This window comes from Bacteroides faecichinchillae JCM 17102 (assembly GCF_000614145.1).
Lineage (GTDB): Bacteria > Bacteroidota > Bacteroidia > Bacteroidales > Bacteroidaceae > Bacteroides > Bacteroides faecichinchillae.
Map to the genome: position 1 here is coordinate 1 of NZ_BAKK01000005.1, position 21612 is coordinate 21612.

A 21612-nucleotide genomic window follows, 5' to 3' on the forward strand; every position below is an offset into this window, starting at 1 on the left:
AATTGCCCAAACGAAGATAATTACTATCGTATCCTTGTAGACCTACAGATATCCATACCTGATTATAACTTTGATACTGACGAAACTGTCATGAAAATCAAACATAGCTATGGGTTCGAGGCACATGATGATATTGTATTAACAGACGGACACCCTTCCACAGGGGACGATGATGATAATGGTATATTTGATAACATAGAAAATCAATACGGTGTATTTGATGATTCACGTTTCAAAAATAGTTCTTACACAATGACTGTCTACAATAACATTAAAGCACCCAGATATTTACAATTACCCGTAAATATCGAAGTAGACGTCGTCATACATCTGCTAAGTATTACAGAAACAGAATATTACTACCTCAAAGCACTCAATTTATTGGAATCCTACTCTTACGACGAAACCATAAACGAACCCGTCAAACTCCCAAGTAACGTCAATGGAGGCATAGGAGTCATCGGAATAAGTACTGAAGTAAGCAAAACGATCCACTTCCCAGATTATTGGAGACGATATTAATATTATCTTTGCAGCCAAAAGCAAGAAATTATGTTCATTATTATAGGAATCATGCTGTCAGGTATGCTTATCGGCTACCTACTACGTAGCAAACGGCTGACATGGATACACAAAATTATTACCTTTCTGATATGGCTATTGCTCTTCCTACTCGGGATAGACGTAGGAGACAACAAAGCCATCATGTATGGGTTACATACGTTGGGGCTTGAAGCACTGATTATAACTTTGGCTGCAGTTATCGGCAGTACTTTATTGGCATGGGGACTTTGGTACCTATTATACATAAGGAACAGAGAGAAGGAGGAAAAAGCATGAAAGGCAGCCTAATCATTGTATCCTTTTTCATCATAGGTACTCTTTGCGGTCTCTATCATCTCATTCCGTTCAATTTCTCTGATAGTAATCTCAGTTATTATGCTCTTTGCGGATTGATGTTTTGTGTAGGTATCAGTATTGGTAATGACCCGAAAACATTGAAAAGTTTCCGGTCATTGAATCCTCGCCTAGTTTTTCTGCCCATTATAACTATACTAGGAACATTAGCCGGTTGTGCCGTTGCAGGATTTTTCATGAGTCAGCGTACTCCTTTAGATTGTATGGCTGTAGGAGCCGGATTTGGATACTATTCACTATCCAGTATCTTTATTACCGAATACAAAGGAGCGGAATTAGGAACGATCGCACTCCTCTCTAATATTATGCGTGAAATAATAGCCTTGTTAGGTGCACCTTTATTAGTGAAATATTTCGGTAAACTAGCTCCTATATCTGTGGGGGGAGCTACCACCATGGATACAACACTTCCCATTATCACCCGTTATTCGGGACAGGAATTTGTCATCATTTCCATCTTTCATGGTTTCATTGTAGACTTTAGTGTACCCTTTCTCGTAACATTCTTTTGCTCTGTATCATTCTGAATAATCAATTTATTAAGAAAGAATAAGTGCCCGAACCAATCTTTCCGACAGACAAATATGGTTCTCCCTTCACTCGAGTAGCCTTTACCGGAGTTCCGTTCATCATAACTTTATATTTACCGGAAGGAAGCGGCAAATAAACCTCGGCATCCATATTAGCCGGAATAGAGACTTTTAGAGAATACTCTTCACTCTTATTTTTGACAGCTATCCGGACATTTCCACGAATGGTTGGAACAGTTGCCTCCGCCCACTCCAATGATCCCAATTGAGGTTTGATACGAACTGTTCCAAAACCGGGTGTTAATGGTTCTACCCCCATCAGATGACGTGGAATGACATTGGCTGGAGCTGCTCCCCAAGCATGATTCCAATCCTGATTCGTCTTATATTTATTATCCCAGGCTTCCAAGGATATAGTAGAACCGACACGAATCATATTATACCAACTGCGTTCATCTGTCTTGTTCAGCATTTGTAATGCATATTCCGCATCATTTGCTTTGTATAAGGCATCCATTAGAAATTGTGAACCATAAACACTACACGCCATTCCCCTAGTGCGGATGAAATTAATTACTCCCTGTTCTTTTCCTTTCGGCACCAGACCAAAAGCTAGCGGAAACATATTGCCATGTAATGAAGCATGGTCTGTATCTGCCGAGAGCCCATCCATAAAATATCCTTTGCTCGTATTAAAGAATGAACGGATAAACAACTTCCTGAAATTCTTTGCTTCCGAAGTATACAAATCAGCATCTTCCGACTTCTCCAGAACGTCTGCTATCTGCCCCATTAATCTTAGAGCTTCATAATGATAAGCATTCGTTACTGCATTATAATCAGTGAAAACAAATCCGTCCGACTCTCCCATTACATCCCATAGTTTACTGTCCGGCTTGGTATGAGGCCAATCCACAATGTCTCTAATCTGCCCATTCATACGAATGGATGAAATAAACTCCGGAGTTTGCAATCCGGTACTTGTACTTATCAGCCCATTCTTTTCACGGAGTGACAACAGGAGTCGAGGTTTCAGTAGTTCATAGTTGGCTTTGAGCGAACGACAGTCTCCTGTATACTGATAGTCCTGCCAAGCAATCAACACAGCCTGAAGAATCCATTCGGTAGGCCAGGTAGGATGCAATAACAAATATTCATGCGAACGGCGTGCCATCGAATACTCTCGATCCACACCATAATGGCAAAGCTGATTAATCAATGCATCTGCTTCATAAGGGATTCGTTCACGATCCCCATCCACATAGATTCCAGCAAATGAGGTTGCACGAATAGAATATTTACATAGTTTCCATACCTGATTTAAGATATCATCAGAAGAACAGAAAGAAGAAGCCATTTCGTCAAACGGATAATGCACCACTTCACGAACGATAGAAATAGGTGGTTGAGATTCATTGTATCCCTCAATTTCACAATACCGGAATGGTAATACTTCACCAATATATTCCGGGATCAACACTGCCGCTTTTCCAGTATTTCTGCCATCCTTTTCTATTTTAATCCGATAAGTATGAGTTCCTTTTAGTAATCCTAACTGGCAACGCCGATATCGAATGGTCGATTGTCCCGGATTACGCAATACATGCCCATTTTCCAAACATTCTCCCAAATGTATAGTTACCGAATCAGACTCGATCACCGACGTAAATGTTAAAACCAATTGAGCAAAAGCATCGGTTCCGAAATCAACCAGACATGCATTAGTTGAGAGCTTTCTTACTGTAACTGGTGATTCCATTGTTTTTACCTGTGGATAATAGGCTGTTGCATATTCAGATAAGCTCCCAGCAGTGCGGAAAGCTTTCACTTCCGACCATTCACTCTCCCCTTCTGTATCTGTCACAGTTTTCACCCTCCAGAAATAAATCTTATCAGGTTTCAGAGCTTCACCTCCATATAAAACAGCAACCGACTGTCCGTTCTTTACTTCACCACTATCCCACACATTTCCCTTTCCGAAAGTTACATCCGACAGATTATCAGCAACAATCAGTCGATAAGCAATTTGATGTGTATTTTGTGCTTCTCCCGGAACAATCCATGAAAAGGCAGGATACATTGAACGAATAGCAGCATATTGAAGTGATTCAATAGCAGAATCAAGCTTCCAAACCGGAAGACTGGAAACATATCCATTGTTCCAAGTACGGTCGGTATGTTCTATCAAATCGGTCATCAATCCAGATGGTTTGTTACCAGCTATAGCCGATAAAGATATAGAAAATACTCCCAAAACTACTAATGCCAACCGCTTCAGTAATCTATTTCTTTTCATGTAATTCACAGCATTATTAATATGACGAAAACTTGTGTTTATTTAATTGTCACCATTGTAGCACCAAATCCATATTCCTGAAAAGAAGCATCCTGATAACGACAATTACTATATTTCCGCTTCAGTTCATCAAGCACTGCTTTCCGAAGTACTCCATCTCCTTTACCATGTATAAAGACTATCTTTTGCTCACGCTTATTCTTATATTCCTCCATTACCTCACGAAATTTATCCAGTTGATAATTCAATATTTCGCTGTTACTCATTCCTGTAATATCATCCAGCAAAGAATCGATATGAAGATCAATCTCAATTATTCCACTTTTTCCATCATGTCCCCGGTTTGGCTTTATGATAGGTTGTGACTTAGGTTTATCAATAGATTTTTTTTGCAATAAAACCGTTTGAAGTTCTTCCGCCGATACATACACCTGTTTAGCTGGCATATCGTCTTTGACTATATCGTAATTTAGTGCAGGTTCTTCAAAAAAGTCAGAAGGACTGAATGTATGCAACTTATAAAACTTCACCGTATCAATTCTCAACTCCACATTCACAGCAGGTTTGATTGCCGCAGGTTTGCTGTCTTTAAAAGCAATAAACTGAACTGCTACATGTTCCATTTCATTTAATATATCTTTAGTAAATTCTTCCAGCAACAATTTTGTATTCGGTTCAATCAATCCATGCGAACGAGTTTTCCAAGCTGTCCCTTCCGCACTCATATACGTGTAATACAAATAATAATTACTATCATTTACCAGATAAGTCTCAAAGGGGGTAGTCATCATTGCCTTTGCATCTTCGGGTACATAAGCAAGAAATACATTTAATGTATCTCCGCCACGTACTTCCGGTTGGCATTGTACGATAGGCATTTCTGGTTTTATAGGTTTCGCAGGTTCTTCATGTTTCGGAGCCGACGTACTTGGCTTACGCTTTATATTATAATCATCTGTTTCAATCACTACACACTCACGTATCGGCATCGGAATATCAAATCCGTCTGCATCTTCTACTAAAACGAAATCTTTACCTTTGAATCCTGTTACGACTCCCCCACCTACTTCACTAAGAAAGCGTACTTTATCTCCTATTTTCATCGTTATATATCTCCTATTAAAGTTCAAACTAATAATGAATAACAAAGATAGAGCATTTCTACGAAAATCTATCGAAATCAATTCCAAAAACAAGAAATCCATTTTTATTTATTATTTTTCTCTAACTTTGCCCCATTAGTACAAACGTTTCCATTTGAGTAACTACAAAACAATAACAGAAACAATGAAAAATTCTATCAAAGTGATTGCCTTCGACGCAGACGATACATTATGGAGTAACGAGCCTTTTTTTTCAAGAAGTAGAAAAACAATATACAACCTTATTGGATTCTTATGGTACTTCACCAGAAATATCATCAGCCTTATTCCAAACTGAAATGAAGAATCTAAAGTATTTGGGATATGGTGCAAAAGCATTTACAATTTCAATGATTGAAACGGCACTGCTTGTTAGCAAACAAAGAATTTCAGCTTGCGATATCGAGAAAATAATTAATTTGGGTAAGTCATTATTAGAAATGCCAATTGAATTATTGCCAGAAGTCAAGAAAACACTAGAAGTTTTGAAAGGAAAAAGTAAATATAAACTAGTTGTCGCAACAAAAGGGGATTTATTGGATCAAGAAAATAAGTTGGAGCGTTCTGAATTATTTTCTTACTTTGACCATATTGAAGTAATGTCTGATAAAACAGAGAAAGAATATCTTCGATTATTAAAGATTCTACAAATAGATCCTTCCGAATTTGTTATGATTGGCAACTCTCTTAAATCAGATATTCAGCCTGTATTATCTTTAGGAGGATACGGAGTTCATATTCCCTTCGAGGTGATGTGGAAACACGAAATTGTGGAAACCTTTACGCATAAACATCTGAAACAGATAAAACGTTTCGGTGAACTGTTATCCTTGTTCTAGCAAACAAACATTGATATGAGAAGTTGAAATAGTACATATAATATTGATTGGAAAGTGATTAAAAGCAACATGTTAAAGTCAATTATAGCAATTTCATTAATTCCGCAGCTCTACAAGCTTCTATCGAGTTACCCACAGAAAGTTTCTCCAGAATATTCTGTCGGTGTCGGTTTACAGTATTAACACTAATACAAAAGAAATTTGCTATTTCCTTGCTCGACAAACCTTTCCTGATACAACGGAGTATCTCTTTTTCACGTTCGGATAATATACTCCGATGTTCATCCAAAAGGAATAACATTTCTACTTCACCACGTTCCATGTGAGTGATAGTTGCATAGATGCCAGATTCGGGCCGTTGATCAGCAGACAAAGAGTAAAGACAAAAAATTAGCCACACATTTCCCGCAGGAGTATTTTCCATTATTTGTACCAAATTATCTACATACTGATATTCTCCGTTTTCATTCATTATCCGTAGTCTGCATCTTCCCCGATATTTTAAACGTTCTTTGGGAGACATCGAAAAGGTTTTCTGGAAGAATTTATACTCCAATAAACGCTTTTCAACCAAATCCTCCGGATGAATTCGCCGATAAATATAATCTTCGTCCATCGAATCAATCACTTGCAAAGATGCTTCCTCGAAAGTCAATCCCAAGAAGTGTGCCCATGGATGAACAGTCACATAACTTTTCCGATTGGAAAGATCAGAAATTACAGCACATCCGCCATTAATCGCTATCAATGAATGGATAAACAGTTGATGTTGCTCCAACTTTTTATAATCCAACGTTTCATGAACAATCGAATGCATGGCATATACTTCGTCTATTTCTTTTTGTAATACATCCATCTTCTAAAATGGTTAATATTCAGTATTGTCACATATAAACATATGACTTACCTTTGCCCCACAAAGATAAACAAATAAGAAACGTACATGCAACATTTAAAACTCAAATTACTGTCAATTGCTTTATTGACGGCTACCACTTCGACTATGGCACAAAGTTTGGATAAAATGAATTGGCTGAATGAGCCTCAACAATGGGAAATTAAAGACGGTAAAACATTGGTAATGGATGTTCCGGAAAAAACAGACTTCTGGAGAATTTCACATTATGGATTCACCGTTGATGACGGTCCTTTTTATTATGCCACATATGGAGGAGAATTTGAAGCAAAAGTAAAAATCACCGGGAACTATGTGACTACCTTCGATCAAATGGGATTAATGTTACGCATCGATCATGAGAACTGGATTAAGGCAGGTGTAGAATACGTAAACGGTAAACAGAATGTCAGCGCTGTAGTAACACATCACACTAGTGATTGGAGTGTAGTACAATTACCGGATGCTCCACGTTCTATTTGGATCAAAGCAGTCCGGAAGTTAGACGCAGTAGAAATCTTCTTTTCACGTGATGACAAAGAATATATTATGATGCGTACCTGCTGGTTACAAGACAACTGCCCCGTAATGGTGGGGTTAATGGGGGCTTGTCCCGACGGAAATGGATTTACTGCTACATTTGAAGAGTTCAAAGTAACTCAATTACCTGACCAACGAAGATTGGAATGGGCAAAAAGACAGCAAAATAAATAGAAACTGATAATCTTATTAAAAAGGAATTCTGGAATAAAAGGAATTCCTTTATAAACAAAAAGTCCTTTACCTCTTCACAATCCTTTATTCATAATCATTAGAGGGTGAAGACTTTCCTTCACATCTGCATTCACTTATTCACTGGACCTAATTCGGTAATTCCTCAATCTGACGATTCTTTATCACATTTCATAATAACCTTATCTCTCACCCAATTCATTAATAGATAAGTTCTCCTCTACTAATCATAAACTTACTTTCTTCTTATAGAGAAGTTTTTCTTGCTTAAAACAAATCTATAATTGAAAGCTTTGATTATACAAATGCAAGTTGCAATTATATAAACGCAACTTGCAATTATAAAAACAAAACTTGCAATTATAGTTTAGTAAAGATCAAAAGGAAGTTTACTACTAGAGGAAAGAAAGTTTATCTCTAATAGAAAGTAACTTTTCTATTAATACTTATATAAACAGATACTAATAAAATTCATTGAACAAGGAATGTATTTACTGTTCATAAACAGTAAGTAAATGTTTAAAGTTTAGATTATGACATACCTACTTTTATACTTTACCAAAAAAATGTATGAACAAACATAGAACAGATCTATATAAAACGATTACTTTTTTCATTATTACTAGCAATAATTGCTACATTATATATCAGAGTTTACACAGTTTTTTTATACCTTTGCTACATGTTTGAACAAATCAAAAAACACATCTATATGAAACGACTATTTTTTTCATTATTGTTAGCGATATTTCCTACATTATATATTATAGCAGATAAAATAATATGGCAGATAGGGGAAAAAGATGGCTCATCAGCTGAATTAGCATTAGGTCCCTCAGATTACACAAAGTTTCTGGCCAATGACTTCGGATACGAAGATCGCTATTTTTTAATAGGGACTTCAAACGTAGATAAAGAATTCTCGTATGTACTACCTGGCCCTGCAGATCAATGGGGAGGAACAGGAGGTACATCAGGTTGGCGAACACATGATACAACTATACTTTTTAATCTTGAAAATCCTTCTAAATCTAAAGATTGGAATCTAGTCATAGATTTATTAGGAGCAAGTCCATTAGGGGCAGTTGTAAAAGTTACGGTCAATTCTGTAAGTAAAAGGTTTGTAGTTGAAGGTGGTCCCAAAGAAGTATTAGAGGGTGACGTAGAAAATGTAAAGAAAACAACTTTAAACTTTCCGCTTGAAGATAAGCAATTAAAAAAAGGAGGGAATTCCATTGTTATCTCTGTCTTGGAGGGCGGCTGGATAGTATTTGACCAAATACAACTAATGGGCCCCAATCAAGCAACATTAGGTAAAACGAACGCAAAAGCATTTCTTCGTGACATTTACGCTGCTAATTATGAAATAGAAAATGATGGAAACAGATTTCAACCGTTGTTAGTTGATGTTGAACATTTGACCGGAAGCCCCAGGCTTAAAGTAGAAGTTGATAACGTTGAGATATTTTCCTCCGTCATGGACACCGCTCGTTATCAATTTGAAGTTCCTATGCCGGCAGTACATCAATCAAAAAGAAGTACTTATAAAATATGGGTGGACAATGAACTATTACAATCCGGCACCATTACACGTACTCCCCAAGCATTACATTCCTATGCTGATTATGTAGATACTAAAATGGGAACAGGGCATTCACGTTGGATGATTGCCCCCGGCCCTTGGATGCCCTTCAGTATGGTAAAATTAAGCCCGGATAATCAAAATGCAGGATGGCAAGCCGGGTATCAACCCACTTTTGAAACGATTGGATGTTTCAGCCACATACATGAGTGGACGATGGGAGGACTGGGTATGATGCCTACTAATGGTGAACTGCAAATCAGAGTAGGCGATGAATTAAAACCGAATGAAGGCTATCGTTCACGTATCGACAAAAGAACAGAAGAAGCTCCTCTGGGATATTATAAAGTCTATCTGACTGATACGAAGATATGGGTAGAAAATACGGCAACTACCAGGGCTTCTTTTCAGAAATACACTTTTCCAAAAGAACAAGACGGACGTGTAATGATTGATCTTCAAATTCCTACGGAATATGATTATCAATTAGTAGACATTAAAATAAAAAAGGTCAGTGATTATCGAATCGAAGGGTACAGTCATCAACTGTCTCCCCGCCCTCATGTATGGAGCAATGATGCGGATCAGGATTATAGAGTTAATTTTGTGATAGAGTTTGACACCCCCATTAAGAGGGTCGGCGGTTGGATGGAAGACAAAGTGCTTGATTCTGACGTCATTGAAGGAAAAGATCTAAAATATGCAGGATTATACGTCGAGTTTGATACCCGGAAACATCCGATTGTCCAAGCCCGTACAGGGATCTCTTTAGTAAGCATAGCCAATGCCTCGGAGAATTTAAAGGAAGAAATATCCAATAAATTCGATTGGAACTTTGATGCAATCGTACAAAACCAGAAACAAGTATGGAACAATATTCTAGGTCGGGTACAGATTACAACCCATGATCGCTTGGAAAAGGTACGGTTTTATACAAATGTATATCGAGCTTTTTGCAGGAATATCTGGAGTGATGTGAACGGAGAATGGATGTCAGCAGACAAAAAAGTGCAGAAACTAAACAACCCGGAACACCGCGCTTTAGGATGCGATGCTTTTTGGAATACTTTCTGGAATTTAAATCAAGTTTGGAATCTACTGACACCCGAATGGTCTTCCAGATGGGTGAACTCTCAGCTAGCTCTGTATGACACAAATGGTTGGTTAGCCAAGGGACCAGCGGGTATGAAATATATTCCTGTCATGGTAGCAGAACATGAGATTCCTTTAATTGTTTCCACCTATCAAATGGGGATCAGGGATTACGATGTGAATAAAGCTTTTGAAGCAGTCAAAAAGATGCAAACAACTCCTGCCACCCATGTCGCAGGCGGTTTCGCGGGAAACAGAGATTTAATCCCTTATCTCCAATATCATTATGTCCCAATCGAAAAAGGACGTTTTTCTAATACTTTAGAGTATTCGTACGACGACTGGACAATCGGGCAATTGGCTAAATCATTAGGCAAATACAAAGAATATCAAACTTTTAATGAACGAGGAACTTGGTGGAAAAATGCAATTAATCCGGCAAATGGATATGCACATATGAAGGATACACTTGGAAATTATACATCTGATTTCAATCCTTTCCAATCAGGACGAAATCATCACTATGTAGAAGGAAATGCATGGCAACTAAGTTTCTTTGTACCTCAAGACATGCCCGCCTTGGTTAAATTAGTAGGACAAGACAAGTTTACAGAACGATTGAATTGGGGATTTTCAGTCAGTGAGCCATGGAGATACAATGCTCCTAATGACCAATATTGGGATTATCCGGTAGTTCAAGGTAACCAACAATCGATGCATTTTGCTTTTTTATTCAATTGGGCAGGAAAACCCTGGCTAACTCAAAAGTGGAGCCGTTCCATAATTGACCGATATTATGGTTACGGTATCGCTAATGCCTATTTGGGCGATGAAGATCAAGGACAGATGAGCGCATGGTTTGTAATGGCCGCTATCGGCTTATTTCAAACAGATGGTGGTTGTAGAACGGATCCTATTTATGAAATAGCAAGCCCGCTATTTGAAAAGACCGTTATTAACCTAAAAGGACTCTATGGACGAGGAGATAAGTTTACAGTTACAGCAAAGAATGCATCAAGAAAGAACAAATATGTTCAGAGTGCGACACTAAATGGACAACCTCTGGAAAGTTTCTATTTCCCTGCATCTGAGTTACTGAAAGGAGGAGAATTAATTTTAGAAATGGGCGACACACCTAATAAGACATGGGGAGTTACCCTATGAAAATAAAACTCTAATCTAATAAATGTCGGGACTGACTAAAAAGTGAATCAGATTACCTTCTAATCAGTCCCACAATTATCATCTAAATCATATTCATCACAATCTATCTTTCCGCTTCGATTGTATAAGTGAAACTATCCGCCCGATAATAGCCAATGTTGTATTCAATAGGAACGTTGTTCACATCATATACAAACCTTTTCCTTATCAATATAGGATCACTAGACTCAATTTCTAATTTTTCAGCAATAAACTCTCCGGCAAGCCTTGCAGAGATTTCCTCCTTACTGGTCTTTACTACTATATGACATTGATTCTCCAGTATTTCATACAAAGGACGAGTATAATCTTCTTCACCCGTCAAAGGAATAGCCGGATTGAAATAAGAAATGAAATATACAAATGGATATTCTTTTCTTCCTCTTACCCGCTCCATCACTACACAGCGTGCGTCAGAAATATCATCTAAATGAAAAAAAGTACTAATCTCCTCAGCAGGTCTTTTTAAACTAACATGCAATTCAAAGTTACGAATTTCAATTCCTAACATCCTCATTTCTTGAGAAAAACTAAGCCAATTCTTCACTCCCCCTACAATACCTTTTTTGACCACTTTAGTGCCATATCCTTTCTTTCGTACTAAAAGCCCCTCAAACACAAGCTTATTGATAGCTTGTCGCAACGTATTTCTTGAGATATGTAATTGTTTAGACAAATCAACTTCATTGGGAAGTAGCTTCCCATTCTTATATTCCTCCGACTCTATAAATCCTCTCAATATTTCTTCAGCCTGGATATGAAGTGGTTTATCACTATTATGATCTAATTTCATTACTTTAAAACAGTTTATTTCTCAGCAAATATAAGACTTCTCAAAAAAAATGCCAAGTATTGTAGAGAATAAAAACAAAACCTTTATATTTGCACAATATTATATATGTATGAACATATAAAAATCAAATAGAAGTAAACATGAGAAAACCTAATTACGATAAATATCCTTCTACAAAGATAACAGGAATGATTGTGCAAGGCTGGGATAGTATCATTACCATTTTAAAAGAAAAAATGAACGGGAAAAAGGTCTTGGCGATTGATATGTATACGGGAGTATATGAAGAAGAAGTGATGGAAGCTTTTAAGAAAGTTTTCTCCGAAAAAGTAATCAACGTGCGAGGTTTAATGAAACCGGAACAAGAAATTCTTGCAATGACCGAACGCTTCATGACAGAAGATGTGCTGTTCGGTTACGTTACTAATCTGAAACTGCAAGATTATTTTGATGCGGATAGATTAGCGAAAGCTCGCCAGGAAGTCAATGAATTCGAAGGCACTATGCTAATCATTGGAACGGGGGCTTCTTTAGTGGCTCCCCACGATGCGCTAATTATTTATGCAGATATGGCGCGCTGGGAAATACAGCAACGCTTCCGACGCCACGAGGTAATGGCCTTAGGAGTGGACAATCGGAACGAATTAGTTTCTTTACAATATAAAAGAGGATACTTCAATGATTGGAGAGTTTGTGACAATTATAAAGACAGTTTATTTAACAGGATAGATTATTGGATCGATACTCATATAGCTGGATCACCGAAAATGATTGATCAGGAGACTTTTTTTAAAGGAATAGAGGCAACGATAAAAACGCCGTTCCGAGTAGTTCCTTTCTTCGATCCGGCTCCTTGGGGCGGGCAGTGGATGAAGGAGGTTTGCGACTTGGACCGTAAACGTAAAAACTTTGGTTGGTGTTTCGACTGTGTACCGGAGGAAAATAGCCTTTACTTTGAAATAAATGGCATTCGATTTGAATTACCTTCTATTGACTTGGTTCTGCTGAAAAGCAAAGAATTATTGGGTGAACCCGTAGAATCACGATTTGGTAAAGACTTCCCTATTCGTTTCGACTTTTTGGATACGATGCAAGGAGGTAATTTAAGCCTACAGGTACATCCAACTACACAGTTTATTCGTGAAAGCTTCGGCATGTATTATACTCAGGACGAAAGTTATTACCTGTTAGATGCCGGAGAAGATGCAGTGGTTTATCTAGGAGTAAAAGAAGGAGTAGATAAAGAAGCCATGATTAATGATCTACGTACAGCACAAAAGGGAGAACAGATTTTTGATACTGAAAAATACATCAACAAGATTCCTGCAAAAAAGCATGATCATTTCTTAATCCCGGGAGGCACGATACATTGCTCTGGTGCAAACAGCATGGTACTTGAAATAAGTTCGACACCCAATCTTTTTACTTTCAAATTATGGGATTGGCAACGTTTGGGATTAGACGGCAAACCACGCCCTATCAACATAGAACGCGGAAAATACGTAATCAATTGGAACCGAAATACGAAATATGTATATCAGCACCTTCGTAATCAATTTAAGGAAGTTGCATCAGGAAACGGCTGGGTAGAAGAACGTACCGGATTACATCCGAATGAATTTATCGAAACCCGCCGCCACCGCTTCTCATCGTCAGTATTGCATCACACGAATGACAGCGTAAACGTGCTGAATCTACTTGAAGGAGAAGAAGTGGTAGTTGAAAGTCCGATTCATAGTTTTGAACCTTTTGTGGTACATTATGCCGAGACTTTCATCATACCTGCCGGAATCAAAGAGTATACTATCAGTCCTTATGGTAAATCTGCCGGAAAAGAATGTATGACACTGAAAGCCTACGTACGTTTTTAAGAATAACTAACAGACGCATTAATCTAATATATTAAGACCGATGTATGAACATGACGAACGAATCGTAATGACCCTTGATGCTGGAGGAACTAATTTCGTGTTTTCGGCAATGCAAGGCTGTCACGAAATAATAGATTCTATTTGTTTACCAGCAGTATCCGACAATTTGGAGCATTGCCTGTCTGTCCTTGTAGAAGGCTTTCTGGAAGTAGAAAAACGATTACCCAAACTTCCGGTAGCTATAAGTTTTGCCTTTCCCGGGCCTGCTGATTACGAGCATGGGATTATAGGTGATTTGCCCAATTTCCCTGCATTCAGAGGAGGAGTAGCACTTGGTCCCTATTTGGAAGAGCAATTCGGTATTCCTGTTTTTATTAATAATGATGGCAACTTGTTTGCTTACGGTGAAGCTTTGTCAGGCACTCTTCCCGAAATAAATAAACTCTTGAAAGCTGAGGGAAGTAACAAAATATACAAGAATCTATTAGGAATAACATTAGGTACAGGATTCGGTGCCGGAGTGGTCATTAACAATCAATTACTAACCGGAGATAACGGTTGTGGTGGTGATGTCTGGATCATGCGTAACAAGAAATATCCGGAGATGATAACGGAAGAAAGTGTTAGCATTCGTGCCGTCAGACGAGTATATCAAGAGGTTATCGGAGAAGATGCTTCCTCACTGACTCCTAAAGATATTTTTGATATTGCTGAAGGAACAAAAAAGGGAAATCAGCAAGCTGCTATCAACAGTTTCTATGAATTAGGAGAAATGGCAGCTCACGCTATCATTCAGGCACTGAATATTGTAGACGGTTTAGTCGTAATTGGAGGAGGAATAGCCGGAGCAGCTAAATACATTCTTCCAAGTATGATGAAAGAAATGCAAAGACAGATTCACACGTTTACCGGAGCTTCCTTTCCCTGCTTACAAATGGAAGTATTCAATTTGACAGAAGAAGAAGGTATGAAAAACTTCCTGAAAGAGAAAAATACGATGGTGAATATTCCATTTTCTAAAAGACAAGTCATTTATGCCAATCATAAAAAAGTAGGTATTGCAGTTTCTTCATTAGGAACGAATAAAGCTGTAGCTTTGGGAGCTTATACTTTTGCCCTGTCCCAACTGGAAACATAGATCTTCAGTTTTTATATTAAGAAACCGAAATTTATTTGCAGATATAGTATAATAAAACAAGAAGTAGTTAATAGAAAAAATAAGTATAATATGATGAGGTTGAAATGGATAAGTTCCCTGTTTGTTTTAGTCGGTATTTGGGGATGTAGTTCTCCTAAAACTCTTAATCTTGTAGAGTATGTAAATCCTAATATCGGAACCATACATAGTCGTTGGTTCTTTTATACCCCCGCAGCCGAACCTTTCGGATTAGCAAAATTAGGTGCTTCTACAAACGGCACTTACGGGAACAATCAGGGATGGGAAGCTGTGGGCTATGAAGACGGACATACTTCGATTGACGGTTTCCCTTGTCTGCACGAGTTTCAAATTGGCGGTATTTCTCTGATGCCGGTTACAGGAGAGGTAAAGACAAATCCGGGAAAACTGGAAGACCCGGACAATGGTTTTCGTTCTCGTTTTGATAAGAAAGATGAAATCGCACGTCCGGGGTATTATGCAGTCTTTCTAAAAGATTACCAAGTTAAAGCGGAACTTACGGCTACGGCTCGTGTTGGCTTTCAACGATATACATTTCCGGATTCAGAGAATGCACACATTCTTTTTAATATAGGAAACCGTCAAGGAGAAAGTGGCGCTGTACGCGATGCGTATATTAAGCTGGTCAATGAGAATACAGTTGAAGGATATGTAATTACAGAACCGGAATACGTAAAGAAATACCAGTCGGGCGCTACTGTTGCCATGTATTTCTATGCTAAACTAGATCGTACTCCGGAATCGGTAGAAGTCTTCTATCAGGATAGCACCTTAGTATCTGGCAATGAAATAAAAGGGCCGGGAGCTATTATGTGCTTAAATTACAAAACCAAGCAAGATGATGTTGTTACTATAAAAATAGGATTGTCGTATACCTCAATCGAAAATGCGAAATCGAATCTGGAAGCAGAAGCTGAAAAACTTACCTTTGACGAAGTGGTACAAGCAACGACAGAGAAATGGAATGAAACGTTGAACCGTATTCTGGTATCAGGAGGTACGGAAGATAGCAAAATCAAATTCTATACCGGATTGTATCATGCTTTGTTAGGCAGAGGGCTTGCTAATGATGTGAATGGAGCTTATCCTAAAAATGACGGTACTATCGGACAAATTCCACTAAATAAGGATGGGAAACCTGAACACAATCATTATAATACGGATGCTGTCTGGGGAGCCTATTGGAACCTGACTCCTCTCTGGGCGTTAGCTTATCCGGAATACTATAATGACTTCGTTAATAGTCAATTGCTAGTATATAAAGATGCCGGTTGGTTGGGAGATGGTATTGCTACCAGTAAATATGTTTCAGGAGTAGGAACCAACATGGTAAGCATTGCATTGGCTGGTGCATATAATAGTGGTATCCGTAATTTTGATGTCGAAACAGGTTATCAGGCCGCTCTGAAAAATGAACTTGGCTGGGAAGGGCGTATTGAAGGAGCTGGTAAAACGGATGTGAAACAGTTTGTAGAGAGAGGTTATGTGCCTTATGAAAATAGTATTTTTTACGGTACGCATTCAGAAGGTTCCAGCTTCTCGGCATCACATACATTAGAGTATAGCTTCAGTGCTTATGCGGTAGCTCAATGGGCAAAAGCATTGGGACATACGAAAGATTACAAACGTTTGATGTCATTATCAAATGGCTGGGAAAAATTGTTTGATGATTCATTAAAGATGATTCGCCCACGAGTTCCTCAGGGTGAATTTATCGATAACTTCAATCCATTGGAATCATGGAGAGGGTTTCAAGAAGGAAATGCAATGCAATATACTTTCTTTGTTCCACAGAATCCGAGTCGTTTGATTGAGAAAGTAGGCAAAGAATTATTCAATAATCGCCTCGATTCTATTTTCACAGAGGCTCGTAAGTCTATTTTTGGAGGAGGAAAAGTGGTGAATGCTTTTTCCGGTCTACAAAGTCCTTATAATCATGGAAATCAACCGAGCCTCCACATCTCTTGGCTATTCAACTTCTCCGGAAAGCCATTTCTCACTCAGAAATGGACTCGCTTAATTTGTGATGAGTTTTATGGGACTAGTGGTGAACATGGTTACGGTTATGGACAAGATGAAGATCAAGGACAATTGGTGCATGGTATGTAATGGCTGCAATGGGATTGTTTGACGTACAAGGTGGTTCTTGCGAACGCCCTACTTTCCAGATGGGTAGCCCCTTATTTGATAAAATTGAAATTAAACTTAACCCAATGAATGCTGTGGGAAAAACTTTTGTTATTGAAACAGTAAATAATACACCGGATGCTTATTATATACAATCGGCAACTTTGAATGGGAAACCATTGGAACAATGCTGGATGTATCGGGACGAACTCTATCAGGGAGGAATACTCAAATTAATCATGGGAAACCAGCCTAACGAGCAATGGGGAGCAGAAAAACCTCCTCGTTGTTCCGAATAAATAGATACTTAAAACAAATAAGAAGATATTCATGAAAACACAAAATTCAACATTAGCGACTCTTCCCATTCTTTTTGGTTTCTTTGTAATGGGATTCTGTGACATAGTCGGAATTTCTTCCGACTATGTTCAACGTACTTTCGGCTGGTCTCCTGCTATGACGGGATTTGTTCCTTCTCTTGTTTTTATCTGGTTCTTGTTCTTAGGAATCCCTATCGGAAATCATATGAACAAGTGGGGACGTAAAAATACAGTATTACTTAGTATGGCAATTACTGTAATAGGTATGTTATTGCCCTTAATCAGCTATAGTAGTGTAACCTGTATGATCGCTTATGCTCTTCTAGGAATTGGTAACGCAATTCTGCAAGTTTCACTGAATCCATTGTTGAGTAATGTTATTACCAACCAACATTTATTGACCAGCAGTCTGACTGCAGGACAAGTGATTAAAGCTGTTTCGTCTCTTGTCGGACCGGAAATTGTTCTGTTTGCCGTCGCTCATTTTGGAGATGATAAATGGTATTATTGTTTCCCGATATTAGGTTGCATCACCTTATTGTCAGCAATTTGGCTAATGGCTACTCCTATAAAGAGAGAAGATTCTGCCACAACACAACTACTGCCTATTAGTGATACTTTTTTTCTTGTTGAAAGATAAAAAGATACTGCTATTGTTCCTTGGCATTTTCTTTATAGTCGGTGTGGATGTGGCTACCAACTTTATTAGTTCTAAACTAATGGCCGAACGTTTTAACTGGACAACAGAACAAGTAAAATTCGCTCCACAGGTTTATTTCCTGACTCGTACGATAGGGGCATTATTAGGCGTTTTCTTCTTGGCACGCATTGCCGAAATGAAGTATTTCAGAGTAAACATAATCGCATGTCTTTGCTCTTTATTGATCTTAGCATTCGTAGAAAATGATATAACAAACCTGATTTGTATTGGTGCTGTTGGTTTCTTTGCCTCTTCAGTATTCTCTATTATTTATTCAATGGCATTACAAGCAAGACCGGAAAAGGCTAATCAAATCTCTGGTCTGATGATTACTGCGATTGCGGGTGGAGGAGTAGTCACTCCTATTATTGGTATAGCAATCGGGAAAGTCGGTATTATTGGTGGTGTGTGTGTTACATTAGTATGCGTGTTGTATTTAACTTATTGTGCTTTCGGCATAAAAACAGGCAAATTAAACTAAGCAATAAAACCATGTTAATGCAAATTGGTAGTTAAAACTAATGGGGTATCTCTTCCTTCTAATTTGAGATAGCCCATCAGTTATAGTCGTTATATAAAAGGAGTTACTATCCATAACTCCTATAAAAATGAAAGATATTGTTTATATCTATCCTTCGCATTACTTAATAAACTTTCTTCTAAACAAACATTTTCCTGAAAAAAAGAATGTTTCAAGTTTATCACTCCTTTCTTTACCGACTTATTCCAATTTCCGATAATCTGTCCTTCATGAAGTAATACCGGATAAAATAATCCATTGTTTGTAAATGCTTTAGGGTAGAACTCTTTAGGCAAAACGTCCGTCCGGTCCTTATATCCTAGAAGATATTCATCATATGGAGGAAGTAAATGTAAACTATCAGCTATTTTACCACGAGTGCGGCAAGAGTTATGAATATACCAAGTCTGGCTATTCCACTGTTCAGTAATCATTTCAGACTCTATCAGATAAATAGCCTGTTTTGCTTCAGAAATTGATAATCCCGACCACCAAATAAAATCCTGTAAAACCGCAGGAGCATGACTACGAAAATAATTTCTTGCCAAACGGGCTAAAGCCTCATCCTTCGTTATTTCCGGTACAGGTGGAACACGTTCCTCCAAAAGCATATACGTATGATTTCTTCCCCGGCACTCACCACTACAGATAATGCCTTCAACTTCCGCACGTGCCATGAAACGAGTCATATGATAGGTATCCGCTAAAAGTCCGGCACGTTCAAAATGTTCTGCTATTTCCTGTTTAGTGAGACTTTTCTTTCCACACAAAATTTTTTCCAATAGGTTATTACTTTTTGTATAAACCTCCTCTGTAATATCTAAACTATGTCCTTTAGCATAAGAGTCATTTGCTGACTTGATATGTTGAGCAGAAAGTTTCAACATCCACCGAATATCTTCTGCCGCCACTAAATGCCAAGTCGGCCGCATCACATGAATCCTTAATATCTCTCCTTTTTGCAATGCTTTTTCCACGGTCTGTATAGTTGCTGATTTTAACCGCATTCCAACAGCCCATTTTACCATTGTATAATCTTGAGCTTGTATCGCTCCCATCCAAGACACTAATTCTTTAGGCCGGCAAAATTGTGGATTTAATAACTGTTGATTTAAAAGACGAATTGTAAATAGATTCATATCAGTCGATTTTATCCACAAAAATAAGATTTCTACCCCATATAAATCAAATATACTTCCGGTTTTCTTTTTAATAGTCTTAAGAACATTAACAAACATACTAACAAGAATTTCAATCTACTTTGCGAGTTAAAGAGACAGAAATAATAAATAATACTCCTTCCTACTTCTGTTTTCATTTTAATGATTAATTCTCCCTAGTTATTTGTATATTTGCAGATAAAATTATTCATTCATAAACATGAGCCACGAATTGGAAGATCTACTAAAAACATTTGAAAAGAAAGGTATCAATCGCCGCCATTTTTTCAAACTGATGGCAGCAGCAGGTTTAGTGACCGCTGTTGGCATATACAAGGCGAAAGAATTTTCAAGCAACGCTAAAGGAAAAATTGTCATTATCGGAGGAGGAGCTGCTGGTATCAGCATGGCTGCTCGCCTAAACGATTGGTTGGACGAACCGGATATTACATTAATCGACCCTAGCGATCGCCATTTCTACCAGCCGGGATTCACCCTGATCGCATCAGGTGTCTACCAACCCGACGAAGTATGGAGGAAACAAGAAGACTGTATGCCAAGTGGCATCAAGTGGATAAAAGATTCTGTCGCTGCTATTGATCCAAATAAGAACCAAGTGGCAACTAAAAACAATGGTAAAATTGCATATGACTTCTTAGTCCTGACACCTGGTCTTCAGACTAACTGGGAAAAGGTTGAAGGTATTACACAAGCAACATTAGGAGAAGGTAATGCTCATAGCATCTATGATTTCGAAGGTGCACAAAAAACTTGGAAAGCCTTACAAGAATTCAGCAAGACAGGTGGTAAAGCCATCTATACCGACACCTATACAAAGCACAAATGCGGAGGTGCACCTAAAAAAATATGTTTACTGACAGATGATTACACTCGAAAACAAGAGACACGTGACAAAGCAGACCTGCACTACTATACAGCCTCCAAAGAATTGTACGATATTCCTTTTTTCACTCCACGCTTGCTGAAAATCTACGAAGAACGCAATATCCCCATCAATCTGAATGTTCGTGTGAAAGGTGTTGATACGGCTGCCAAACAGGTACACTTCGAAAAGATTGAAACCGTAGGCGAGCAGAAAGTCTATACGCCATTCATTGAAGACTATGACTTCCTTCATTTTACGCCGCCCATGTCGCTCCCGACTTCGTACGTGAAGCCGGATTAGGTTGGACGGAAGGCAAACTGGCTGCCGATGCCTGGGTAATGGTAGACAAAGAAACATTAGTCCATAAGACATATCCCAATATCGTCTCTTTAGGAGATGTTGCCGGAATTCCGACCAGTAAAACATCAGCTGCCGTCCGCAAGCAGGTACCGATTGCCGCCAAGAACCTCATATCATTGATGGAAGGTAAAGAACCTGAAGAGAAATACGACGGATACGCCGCTTGCCCGATCGTTACAGACTACGGACATGTACTATTATGTGAATTCAATTACAAAAAAGAACCGGAAATTTCTTTCCCATTCAACCTAATCGACACTTCCAAAGAACAACGAGCAGCTTGGTGGCTGAAAGTTCACATCCTAAAACCTATGTATTTCTACGGAATGTTGAATGGGTTTGCATAGAAATCCAGAAAAGCATAAATAACAAAAACATCTAACAAAAAATCTTCGTACCCATAGAAATATGGGGCGAGGATTTTTGTTTTATTCCCCATTTCAATTTACTCCGCCAACAGATATTCGTA

The 21612-nt window shown here is 38.3% G+C and carries 12 protein-coding genes and 4 pseudogenes; 11 read left to right on the forward strand and 5 right to left on the reverse strand.

The genetic code is table 11. The annotated features are described in order from the left end of the window. The 3 genes from JCM17102_RS03675 to JCM17102_RS03685 form a co-directional block, all read left to right on the forward strand. The coding region (locus tag JCM17102_RS03675) for a DUF4249 family protein (protein ID WP_025074035.1) at positions 1–522 on the forward strand (522 nt) is incomplete at its 5' end. 30 nt (positions 523–552) lie between these two features. Further along, on the forward strand, positions 553–840 hold the full coding sequence (locus JCM17102_RS03680; RefSeq protein WP_025074036.1) for a LysO family transporter: 288 nt from the start codon (positions 553–555) through the stop codon (positions 838–840). Beyond that, on the forward strand, positions 837–1445 hold the full coding sequence (locus tag JCM17102_RS03685) for a LysO family transporter (RefSeq protein WP_025074037.1): 609 nt from the start codon (positions 837–839) through the stop codon (positions 1443–1445). Before JCM17102_RS03680 ends, JCM17102_RS03685 begins: the two co-directional genes overlap by 4 nt. A gap of 4 nt (positions 1446–1449) precedes the next feature. On the opposite strand, the gene JCM17102_RS03690 is transcribed toward JCM17102_RS03685, so the two are convergent. Together JCM17102_RS03690 and JCM17102_RS03695 are read right to left on the reverse strand one after the other, a co-directional pair. Continuing rightward, complete coding sequence (locus JCM17102_RS03690) at positions 1450–3744, reverse strand: alpha-L-rhamnosidase-related protein (protein WP_025074038.1); 2295 nt, start codon at positions 3742–3744, stop codon at positions 1450–1452. A 38-nt stretch (positions 3745–3782) separates the two neighbouring features. Continuing rightward, a complete protein-coding gene (locus tag JCM17102_RS03695; RefSeq protein WP_025074039.1) occupies positions 3783–4847 on the reverse strand; it encodes a DUF2027 domain-containing protein in 1065 nt (354 codons plus the stop codon). A gap of 184 nt (positions 4848–5031) precedes the next feature. Between JCM17102_RS03695 and JCM17102_RS26035 the strand changes: the two are divergent. Further along, positions 5032–5725: pseudogene (locus tag JCM17102_RS26035) on the forward strand (HAD family hydrolase). A gap of 82 nt (positions 5726–5807) precedes the next feature. Here JCM17102_RS26035 and JCM17102_RS03705 read toward each other — a convergent pair. Then, entirely contained in the window at positions 5808–6581 is a 774-nt protein-coding gene (locus tag JCM17102_RS03705) for a response regulator transcription factor (protein ID WP_025074040.1), read from the reverse strand. Positions 6582–6668: 87 nt separating this feature from the next. Between JCM17102_RS03705 and JCM17102_RS03710 the strand changes: the two genes are divergently transcribed. Next, positions 6669–7334 carry a DUF1349 domain-containing protein gene (locus JCM17102_RS03710; RefSeq protein WP_025074041.1) on the forward strand — a complete coding sequence of 222 codons (666 nt, stop codon included), beginning with the start codon at positions 6669–6671 and terminating at the stop codon, positions 7332–7334. 730 nt (positions 7335–8064) lie between these two features. After that, positions 8065–11190, forward strand: coding sequence for a GH92 family glycosyl hydrolase (locus JCM17102_RS03715; RefSeq protein ID WP_025074042.1), 3126 nt, complete (start codon positions 8065–8067; stop codon positions 11188–11190). Between the two features lie 103 nt (positions 11191–11293). On the opposite strand, the gene JCM17102_RS03720 is transcribed toward JCM17102_RS03715, so the two are convergent. Next, on the reverse strand, positions 11294–12022 hold the full coding sequence (locus JCM17102_RS03720; RefSeq protein WP_025074043.1) for a GntR family transcriptional regulator: 729 nt from the start codon (positions 12020–12022) through the stop codon (positions 11294–11296). A 140-nt stretch (positions 12023–12162) separates the two neighbouring features. Between JCM17102_RS03720 and JCM17102_RS03725 the strand changes: the two genes are divergently transcribed. The 4 genes and pseudogenes from JCM17102_RS03725 to JCM17102_RS26045 all read left to right on the forward strand — a co-directional run bounded on the left by JCM17102_RS03725 (position 12163) and on the right by JCM17102_RS26045 (position 18698). Next, on the forward strand, positions 12163–13893 hold the full coding sequence (locus JCM17102_RS03725; protein WP_025074044.1) for a class I mannose-6-phosphate isomerase: 1731 nt from the start codon (positions 12163–12165) through the stop codon (positions 13891–13893). Between the two features lie 40 nt (positions 13894–13933). Further along, positions 13934–15031 carry an ROK family protein gene (locus tag JCM17102_RS03730; protein ID WP_025074045.1) on the forward strand — a complete coding sequence of 366 codons (1098 nt, stop codon included), beginning with the start codon at positions 13934–13936 and terminating at the stop codon, positions 15029–15031. 90 nt (positions 15032–15121) lie between these two features. Next, positions 15122–17496: pseudogene (locus JCM17102_RS26040) on the forward strand (GH92 family glycosyl hydrolase). Between the two features lie 31 nt (positions 17497–17527). Then, positions 17528–18698: pseudogene (locus tag JCM17102_RS26045) on the forward strand (MFS transporter). Positions 18699–18817: 119 nt separating this feature from the next. Here JCM17102_RS26045 and JCM17102_RS03745 read toward each other — a convergent pair. Further along, positions 18818–19876 (reverse strand): winged helix DNA-binding domain-containing protein, encoded by a 1059-nt coding sequence (locus JCM17102_RS03745; protein WP_025074046.1) that lies wholly within the window; start codon positions 19874–19876, stop codon positions 18818–18820. A gap of 241 nt (positions 19877–20117) precedes the next feature. Here JCM17102_RS03745 and JCM17102_RS26050 point away from each other — a divergent pair. Beyond that, positions 20118–21490 (forward strand): annotated as a pseudogene (locus tag JCM17102_RS26050) (NAD(P)/FAD-dependent oxidoreductase). Positions 21491–21612: the final 122 nt, after the last annotated feature.

What these genes read in the sequence shown, in the direction of transcription:
- JCM17102_RS03715 (WP_025074042.1), top strand. Translation starts at nt 8,065, where the DNA reads ATGAAACGACTATTTTTTTCATTATTGTTAGCGATATTTCCTACATTA.
- JCM17102_RS03725 (WP_025074044.1), top strand. Translation starts at nt 12,163, where the DNA reads ATGAGAAAACCTAATTACGATAAATATCCTTCTACAAAGATAACAGGA.
- JCM17102_RS03680 (WP_025074036.1), top strand. Translation starts at nt 553, where the DNA reads ATGTTCATTATTATAGGAATCATGCTGTCAGGTATGCTTATCGGCTAC.
- JCM17102_RS03705 (WP_025074040.1), bottom strand. Translation starts at nt 6,581, where the DNA reads ATGGATGTATTACAAAAAGAAATAGACGAAGTATATGCCATGCATTCG.
- JCM17102_RS03745 (WP_025074046.1), bottom strand. Translation starts at nt 19,876, where the DNA reads ATGAATCTATTTACAATTCGTCTTTTAAATCAACAGTTATTAAATCCA.
- JCM17102_RS03720 (WP_025074043.1), bottom strand. Translation starts at nt 12,022, where the DNA reads ATGAAATTAGATCATAATAGTGATAAACCACTTCATATCCAGGCTGAA.
- JCM17102_RS03685 (WP_025074037.1), top strand. Translation starts at nt 837, where the DNA reads ATGAAAGGCAGCCTAATCATTGTATCCTTTTTCATCATAGGTACTCTT.
- JCM17102_RS03730 (WP_025074045.1), top strand. Translation starts at nt 13,934, where the DNA reads ATGTATGAACATGACGAACGAATCGTAATGACCCTTGATGCTGGAGGA.
- JCM17102_RS03695 (WP_025074039.1), bottom strand. Translation starts at nt 4,847, where the DNA reads ATGAAAATAGGAGATAAAGTACGCTTTCTTAGTGAAGTAGGTGGGGGA.
- JCM17102_RS03690 (WP_025074038.1), bottom strand. Translation starts at nt 3,744, where the DNA reads ATGAAAAGAAATAGATTACTGAAGCGGTTGGCATTAGTAGTTTTGGGA.
- JCM17102_RS03710 (WP_025074041.1), top strand. Translation starts at nt 6,669, where the DNA reads ATGCAACATTTAAAACTCAAATTACTGTCAATTGCTTTATTGACGGCT.